This is a genomic window from Pseudomonas sp. FW305-28 (assembly GCF_017351395.1).
Taxonomy (GTDB): Bacteria; Pseudomonadota; Gammaproteobacteria; order Pseudomonadales; family Pseudomonadaceae; genus Aquipseudomonas; species Aquipseudomonas fluorescens_AA.
This window is the reverse complement of the sequence record NZ_JACNDD010000224.1, coordinates 1-7,180: the sequence shown is the minus strand read 5'-3', so window position 1 is coordinate 7,180 and position 7,180 is coordinate 1. Positions and strand designations below refer to the sequence as shown.

Genomic DNA, 7,180 nt, shown 5'->3' with positions numbered 1-7,180 from the left:
GTCTGCGTCATTCAATAAAAAGCCCGCCTGGCATCACTGCCAGGCGGGCTTTTTTTGCACTCAGGTGTTACTCGGTCGCCAGCACACCACGACGCACCTGGTCACGCTCGATGGACTCGAACAGCGCCTTGAAGTTGCCTTCGCCAAAGCCGTCGTCGCCCTTGCGCTGGATGAATTCGAAGAACACCGGCCCCATCAGGGTTTCCGAGAAGATCTGCAGCAGCAGGCGCTTATCACCCTGTTCGGAAGCACCATCGAGCAAAATGCCCCGCGATTGCAGTTCATTCACTGGTTCGCCGTGGTTCGGCAGGCGGCCTTCGAGCATTTCGTAGTAGGTGTCCGGCGGCGCGGTCATGAAGCGCATGCCGATGCTTTTCAAGTGGTCCCAGGTCTTGATCAGGTCATCGGTGAGGAAGGCCACGTGCTGGATGCCTTCGCCGTTGAACTGCATCAGGAACTCTTCGATTTGCCCGGCGCCCTTGGACGACTCTTCGTTCAACGGGATGCGGATCATGCCATCCGGGGCGGTCATGGCCTTGGAGGTCAGGCCGGTGTATTCGCCCTTGATGTCGAAGTAACGGATCTCGCGGAAGTTGAACAACTTCTCGTAGAAGCCGGCCCAGTAGGCCATGCGGCCGCGGTAGACGTTGTGGGTCAGGTGATCGATGATTTTCAGGCCCGCGCCCACCGGGTTGCGGTCCACACCTTCGAGGAACACGAAATCGATGTCATAGATCGAGCTGCCTTCGCCAAAACGGTCGATCAGGTACAGCGGCGCGCCGCCGATGCCCTTGATGGCCGGCAGGTTCAGCTCCATTGGGCCGGTCTCGATGTGGATCGGCTGGGCGCCGAGTTCCAGGGCGCGCTTGTAGGCCAGTTGCGAATCCTTGACCCGGAACGCCATGCCGCACACCGACGGGCCGTGCTCGGCGGCAAAGTACGAGGCCACGCTGTGGGGTTCGTTGTTGAGAATCAGGTTGATCGCGCCCTGGCGATACAGGTGCACATCCTTGGAGCGGTGGGTGGCCACCTTGGTGAAGCCCATGATCTCGAAGATCGGCTCCAGGGTGTTGGGGGTCGGGGATGCGAATTCAATGAATTCGAAGCCCATCAGGCCCATGGGGTTTTCGTATAGATCTGCCATGTCGGCGCCTCATCATTCTGGTCAATTAACAAAAAACGTTAGTTGCAGGCAATGCTGGAGACACGGGGCGGCGCGCAGGAAATGCCACGAACGCTGCGGGCGAGGAAATCGCCGTAGATCAGTTGAAACCCAAGTATCTTCATTGTCGACCCAAGGCTCTTGCGGGCGAGGCTTCTGCTGCCAGAAGACGTTATTCTTATATGCGTAAATCGATTCTACACAGCGTAACCGGATTTGTCCGCCTTCTGTATCAAATCGCCTTTTCCTTCGACCGCGCAAGGGGTTTGTTGCACAGGAAAATACCCACCAGGATCACGCCCCCGCCGACGCACATCAAGGCCGTGAGCCGTTCGTCCAGCAGCAGCGCCCCCAGCAGCACCGCCGTCAGAGGGTTGAGCGCGATGAATACGCCAGAGCGGGTCGCGCCGATCCGGCGAATGCCGTCATACCAGGCGATATAGGCCAGGGCCGAGCCCAGCACGCCGAGGTACAACAGGCTCAGCCATTGCTCCATGTCCAGCGCGCGCAGGGCATCGAGCCGAACCTCGCCCGCCGCCGCGCAGGTCAGCCACAACATCAGCGTGCCCAGCAGAATCGACCAGGTCACGGTCTGCAAGGGGCCGAGGCTGTCATTGAGTTTTTTCGAAAACAGCGAATAGATGCCCCAGCCCAGCACGCAGCCAAAAATCAACAGGTCGCCGATCCAGCCTTGCGCCGCGCCTTGTAGCAAGGACGGATCACGACTGACAATCACCAACCCCGCCCCGCCGATGCACAGCACGATGCCCGTCACTTTCAGGCGGCTGAGCCGCTCCTTGAACAGCCACCAGGACGCCAGCCCGATCACCGCCGGGTTCAAGGCCACGATCAGCGAAGCCCGCGACGCATTGATGTACTGCAAGCCATAGAAGAAGCACAGGTTGTAGAAAAAGATGCCGAAGAACCCCAGCGCCGCCAATTGCAGCCCCTGCTTCACAGTGGGCCTGGCCAGCGGGATCCCGGCCAGGGCGAGAAACGCCAGCAGCGCGAGACTCGCCAGCAGGAACCGCAGGCTGGCGGCAAACATCGGCGCCAGGGCATCGGCAAGGATCCGGCCGGCCACGAAGGTCCCGCCCCAGATCATGGTGACCATGGCGAGCTTCAGGTAGACGGGCAGGTCCGACAGGATCGGGACGGTTTGTTCGAGGGTTTTCATGGTTTCACCACCGCACGCTAATGAGAACAACGCAAAACCTGTGGCGGGGGGATTAATTGTGGGAGCAAAGCTTGCTCGCGATGAAGGCGGCGCGACTCAGCAGGCAAACCGAGTCATCGTTCATCGCGAGCAAGCTTTGCTCCCACAGGTTGCGACCTCGCTACAGGTGTTGTGCTGCTTCCTGATTCAAGTCAGATACCTCATTATCTGGCTCATGCATTGTCATCGTAAAATGAGCGATCACTCATGACCCTCACTCAACTCGAAATCTTCTCCCTGGTCGCCGAGCTGCGGGGTTTCACCGCCGCGGCCACGCGCTTGGGCATTGGCCAGTCCGCGGTGTCCCACGCCATCAAATCCCTGGAACAAGAGTTGGGCGTGGAGTTGCTCAGGCGCCATCAGTCGGTGGTGGAACTCAGCGACATTGGCCAGCAGCTTCTGCTGCGAGCCAGGGCCATGCTCGGGCTGGCCAACACCTTGCGTCAGGAAGCCGCCGATGCCCGGGGCATGCGCCGAGGCACCTTGCGCATCGGCTCGTTCGGGCCGACGTCATCGATGAAACTGTTGCCCGGAATCCTGCGGCGCTATCGAGCCTTGCATCCCGGGATCGAAGTGCACATCGACGAAGGGCCCGACAGGCAGATCATCCAATGGCTGGACGAACGGCGGATCGACGTCGGTTTCGTGGTGCTGCCCGAGGAGCGTTTCGATACGTTCGCGTTGCTGGAAGATCAGATGGTCGCCCTGCTGCCCGCCTCACATCCCCTCGCCGCCCAGGCCAGCCTGAGCCTCAAGGACCTGTGCAACGACCCCTTCGTGCACACCGAGGCGGGATCGTCGGAGCTGGTCACGCGCCTGTTCAATGCCGCCCGGCTGACACCGAACGTGCGCTTTCGTTGTTCGCAGTTGCTCAGCACCCTGGATGTCGTCAGGCGTGGCGAGGCGGTGAGCGTGGTGTCCGAAGGGTCATTGCCGGACGAGGGAAATCCCGGTTACGTCGCCCGGCCCTTGTCGCCGCGGGTGCCGCGCCAGATCGGCCTGGCGGTATTGGACAGCCGCCAGGCCTCGCCCGCGACCCTGGCGTTCATCGAACTGGTCCGACAGTCATGAGCCCGGCATCAAACCTGGGGGGAGCCTGGCATTGAACCTGTGGGAGCAAAGCTTGCTCGCGATGAAGACACCTCGGTTCTCCAGACCGCATGATCGTTCATCGCGGGCAAGCCTTGCTCCCACAGACTTCGCTCCCACAGTCACGCTGCGGTCAGCAAGCTCTCGGCAAGCCATCTATCATGGACGGCATCCGACGATTCCCCCTCATCCTTTTATTCTCAGGTTGTGTCGATGCCCTTGACCGCCACCCGCTCGCACACCCGGCCCCGTCGCTATTTGATCACCCTGCTTTGCGGCCTGGTGCCGATCCTTTCAGGGCTGGTCATTTTGTACATGCAAGCCGAACGGACGCTGGCGCAACACACCCGGCAGACCGCCGAGGAGTCGGTCAGGCAGATCGAACTGATGCTCGACAACACCGCGTTGGCGGCCCGTGAACTATTGCCCCTGGCCGGTCAGCCCTGCGAAGCGGTAAAGCTGGCCTTGCGCGAGCAAGTGACGCGCCGGCCCTTTGTCCGCTCGACCAACCTGATCTGGGACAACAACCTCTATTGCAGCTCGCTGTTCGGGGCGTTCGAGGAACGCGTCAACCCGAGCGACTATCACCGGGGCACGCTGTGGCTCCTGGACGGCAACCCGGTGACGCCGGACGCCGCGTTGCTAATCTACCGGCTCAATGAGGGTCGGCAAGGCGCCTTGGCCACCCTTGACGGGTATCACCTGGCCAACGTCCTGCGCCTGATCGGCCGCCAGACCCGGCTGCGGTTGCAAGTCGGGCCGAATTGGCTGGCGGCGGACGGCAAGGTCCAGCCAGCCCCCTTGCCCGGGTCGCCGGTGGCCCAGACCGAACTGGGTTCAGCGCGCTACGCCTTCAATGTAGAAGCCGGATTCGACGAGGGTGAAACCTGGCGCTACATGGCCAGGGAATATCCGCCGCTGTTCAGCCTGCTGATCTTCTTCGGCGTTGTGGCCGGGACGCTCGGACACTGGCTGCAACAGCGCGCCTCGTCTCCCAGCCGTGAATTGCAACGGGCGCTGGAAGCCGGCGAGTTCGTACCCTACCTGCAACCGGTCGTGCACAGCGACAGCAAATGCTGGGCCGGCGTCGAGGTGCTGATGCGCTGGAACCATCCCAAGGAAGGCCTGGTCCGCCCGGATCTGTTCATTCCCTTCGCCGAACACAGTGGCGTGATCGTGCCGATGACCCGCGCGCTGATGCAGCAAACCATGCACCTGCTAGCGCCGCTTGCGCCTCGCCTCGAAGCGCCGTTTCATGTCGGCATCAACATCACCGCGCGCCACTGCCAGGATCTGGCGCTGGTGGACGATTGCCGCGAGTTTCTCAATGCCTTCGCGCCGGGTGCGATGACCCTGGTGTTGGAGTTGACCGAGCGCGAGCTGATCGAACCGACCCCCGTGACCCGCCAACTGTTCGACCAACTGAGGGATTTGGGTGTCAAGATCGCCCTCGACGATTTCGGCACCGGTCATTCCAGCCTGGCGTATTTGCGCCAGTTCAATGTGGACTTCCTGAAGATCGACCAGAGTTTTGTCGCGATGATCGGTGCCGACGCCCTGTCGCGCCACCTCCTCGATAGCATCATCGAACTGTCGGGCAAGTTGGGCCTGGATATGGTTGCCGAGGGCGTCGAAACCGTCGAACAAAGCGACTACCTGAGCGCCCATGGGGTGAACTTTCTACAAGGCTATCTATTTGGCCGACCGATGAGCGGGCAGGCGTTCGTTGAGACCTTGACCGGCACTAATGGCAGTTAACTGCCGTCGATCTATTGACGATGTCCTGCCAATTGATAAAAGCGTTTACTGTTGTTACATAACGAAAAAGTTACGATTTACACTTTCTGGATTAACTACTACAATTTTTCTACCTGTGCCACATAACAGGAGAGAGTCATTAACACCGAGTCGCTTCAAGGCGCTTGGCTTATAGCTTTGTTTGCGGTTGGTATCAGCCAAATATTTTGATTGGAGTAATCATTTTGTCCAGACTCGCTGAATTTCGTGCAGCCGAAAAGGCCCTTCAAGAACAGCTCAAGCAGCTGGAATCGCTGAAGAACGATGCCGGGCTCAAGAAGGAAATCGAATTCGAGGAAAAGCTCCAGGGACTGATGAAAACCTACGGCAAGAGCCTGCGCGACATCGTCGCGATCCTCGATCCGAACCCGTCCAAGGCGAGCCTGCAATCGACCAAGCCCACCAAGACACGCCGCGCGCGAGTGGTGAAGGTTTACCAGAACCCGCACACCGGCGAGTTGATCGAGACCAAGGGCGGTAATCACCGCGGCCTGAAAGCCTGGAAAGAACAGTACGGTGCGGCGACCGTCGATTCTTGGCTGCGTGGTTGACAGTGCTTGGCTGACAACCCCCAAGACGCAAAAAAGCCCTGAATACTCAGGGCTTTTTTATGGGCTGGACTTTAGGATTAAACCCATTGGCGTATTACGCTAAAGGCGTCATAGTTTCAAACTGTTTCGCACCGACTGTATTTCATCCTGGCTTTCAACAAACACCTGCGCCTGCCCTGCATAGGACAGCACATAAGCCTTGCCCTCATTTAGTGCCGCGACGAGTGCCTGGGACAATACATGTCGTCCGTTTTGCGTGATCGTGCAAGTGGTTTCCAATGCAGTTACGCCGCCCAACATTGAGGCATGGACCTTAGTGCATACACTTTGGTAACCACCTTGGAAAAAATCCTTCTGGATTGACTTGCGCATTTCCAGCAATACGCCTTGCAAGTTGACCTGATGATCGGGCTCGACGGGGGTGGTGGTCAGTTCCATGACCATCACGGCGTTGCCTGCAGGATCACTTTTGGTTGCCCGTTGGCGCAGGGTTCCGGGGGGCGCCGAGGCCGATGCGTCTGCCGGCAGCGGTTCGACAACCCAGCCCTGGGGCCACAGGATCTGCGGTTCGGCGGCCTGGGCACCACCGACACTCGCAACACTGGCAAACAGCAGGACAAACAGCGAAAGGAACGGTCGAATCATTGCGAGGCCACTCAAGGACGAATCGTAAAGTCTGAAGCCCGGGGCAGCACCAGGCAATAGCCACGTGTGGTTTGGCGATGCCGCGCCCCTTGCGTATCATGGGCGCACCTGCAAGGAAGCCGTCTGACGCAAGCCCAGGAACCGTCGCGACCACGCTTGCGACGCCGTTTGCCCCACTTATTTTCCGGAGGGCCCATGAGCCTGCACGAACTCAATACTTTCCCTGGCGTCACCGCACAACCTGACGCCGCCACGGCCAGATTCGTCTTCAACCACACCATGCTGCGGGTCAAGGACATCACCAAGTCCCTGGATTTCTACACCCGCGTGCTGGGTTTCTCGCTGGTGGAAAAACGCGACTTCCCGGAAGCCGAATTCAGCCTGTATTTCCTGGCGCTGGTGGACAAGAACCAGATCCCGGCGGACGCGGCGACGCGTACCGAATGGATGAAATCGATCCCTGGCATCCTGGAACTGACCCACAACCACGGCACCGAAAACGACCCGGCGTTCGCCTACCATAACGGCAACACCGACCCACGGGGTTTCGGCCACATCTGCATCTCGGTACCGGACGTCGTCGCAGCCTGCGAGCGCTTCGAAGCACTGGGCTGTGACTTCCAGAAGCGCCTGAGCGATGGCCGCATGAAAAGCCTGGCCTTCATCAAGGACCCGGATGGCTACTGGGTCGAAATCATCCAGCCTGCGCCGCTGTAAAAC

7 protein-coding genes are annotated in these 7,180 nt (G+C 59.8%); 4 read left to right on the top strand and 3 right to left on the bottom strand.

Annotation, left to right across the window (positions count from 1 at the left end; genetic code table 11):
• Positions 1 to 67: 67 nt before the first annotated feature.
• Together hppD and J4E53_RS29070 are read right to left on the bottom strand one after the other, a co-directional pair.
• Entirely contained in the window at positions 68 to 1,144 is a 1,077-nt protein-coding gene (gene hppD, locus J4E53_RS29075) for a 4-hydroxyphenylpyruvate dioxygenase (protein ID WP_060741677.1), read from the bottom strand.
• Between the two features lie 250 nt (positions 1,145 to 1,394).
• Positions 1,395 to 2,339, bottom strand: coding sequence for a DMT family transporter (locus tag J4E53_RS29070; RefSeq protein ID WP_103311206.1), 945 nt, complete (start codon positions 2,337 to 2,339; stop codon positions 1,395 to 1,397).
• Between the two features lie 246 nt (positions 2,340 to 2,585).
• Between J4E53_RS29070 and J4E53_RS29065 the strand changes: the two genes are divergently transcribed.
• The 3 genes from J4E53_RS29065 (at position 2,586) to J4E53_RS29055 (ending at position 5,815) form a co-directional block, all read left to right on the top strand.
• Positions 2,586 to 3,449 carry a LysR family transcriptional regulator gene (locus tag J4E53_RS29065; protein WP_103311203.1) on the top strand — a complete coding sequence of 288 codons (864 nt, stop codon included), beginning with the start codon at positions 2,586 to 2,588 and terminating at the stop codon, positions 3,447 to 3,449.
• A gap of 231 nt (positions 3,450 to 3,680) precedes the next feature.
• Positions 3,681 to 5,225 (top strand): EAL domain-containing protein, encoded by a 1,545-nt coding sequence (locus tag J4E53_RS29060; RefSeq protein ID WP_103311202.1) that lies wholly within the window; start codon positions 3,681 to 3,683, stop codon positions 5,223 to 5,225.
• A 224-nt stretch (positions 5,226 to 5,449) separates the two neighbouring features.
• Positions 5,450 to 5,815, top strand: coding sequence for a histone-like nucleoid-structuring protein, MvaT/MvaU family (locus J4E53_RS29055; protein WP_058544518.1), 366 nt, complete (start codon positions 5,450 to 5,452; stop codon positions 5,813 to 5,815).
• A gap of 108 nt (positions 5,816 to 5,923) precedes the next feature.
• Here J4E53_RS29055 and J4E53_RS29050 read toward each other — a convergent pair whose 3' ends face one another.
• Positions 5,924 to 6,460 (bottom strand): DUF4946 domain-containing protein, encoded by a 537-nt coding sequence (locus J4E53_RS29050; protein WP_060741673.1) that lies wholly within the window; start codon positions 6,458 to 6,460, stop codon positions 5,924 to 5,926.
• A 195-nt stretch (positions 6,461 to 6,655) separates the two neighbouring features.
• Here J4E53_RS29050 and gloA point away from each other — a divergent pair, with 195 nt between their 5' ends.
• Positions 6,656 to 7,177 carry a lactoylglutathione lyase gene (gene gloA, locus J4E53_RS29045; protein ID WP_103311200.1) on the top strand — a complete coding sequence of 174 codons (522 nt, stop codon included), beginning with the start codon at positions 6,656 to 6,658 and terminating at the stop codon, positions 7,175 to 7,177.
• Positions 7,178 to 7,180 lie beyond the last annotated feature (3 nt).

Excerpts from the sequence above, each read along its gene's own strand:
- hppD (WP_060741677.1), bottom strand. The coding sequence starts at position 1,144 with ATGGCAGATCTATACGAAAACCCCATGGGCCTGATGGGCTTCGAATTC.
- J4E53_RS29065 (WP_103311203.1), top strand. The coding sequence starts at position 2,586 with ATGACCCTCACTCAACTCGAAATCTTCTCCCTGGTCGCCGAGCTGCGG.
- J4E53_RS29070 (WP_103311206.1), bottom strand. The coding sequence starts at position 2,339 with ATGAAAACCCTCGAACAAACCGTCCCGATCCTGTCGGACCTGCCCGTC.
- J4E53_RS29060 (WP_103311202.1), top strand. The coding sequence starts at position 3,681 with ATGCCCTTGACCGCCACCCGCTCGCACACCCGGCCCCGTCGCTATTTG.
- gloA (WP_103311200.1), top strand. The coding sequence starts at position 6,656 with ATGAGCCTGCACGAACTCAATACTTTCCCTGGCGTCACCGCACAACCT.
- J4E53_RS29050 (WP_060741673.1), bottom strand. The coding sequence starts at position 6,460 with ATGATTCGACCGTTCCTTTCGCTGTTTGTCCTGCTGTTTGCCAGTGTT.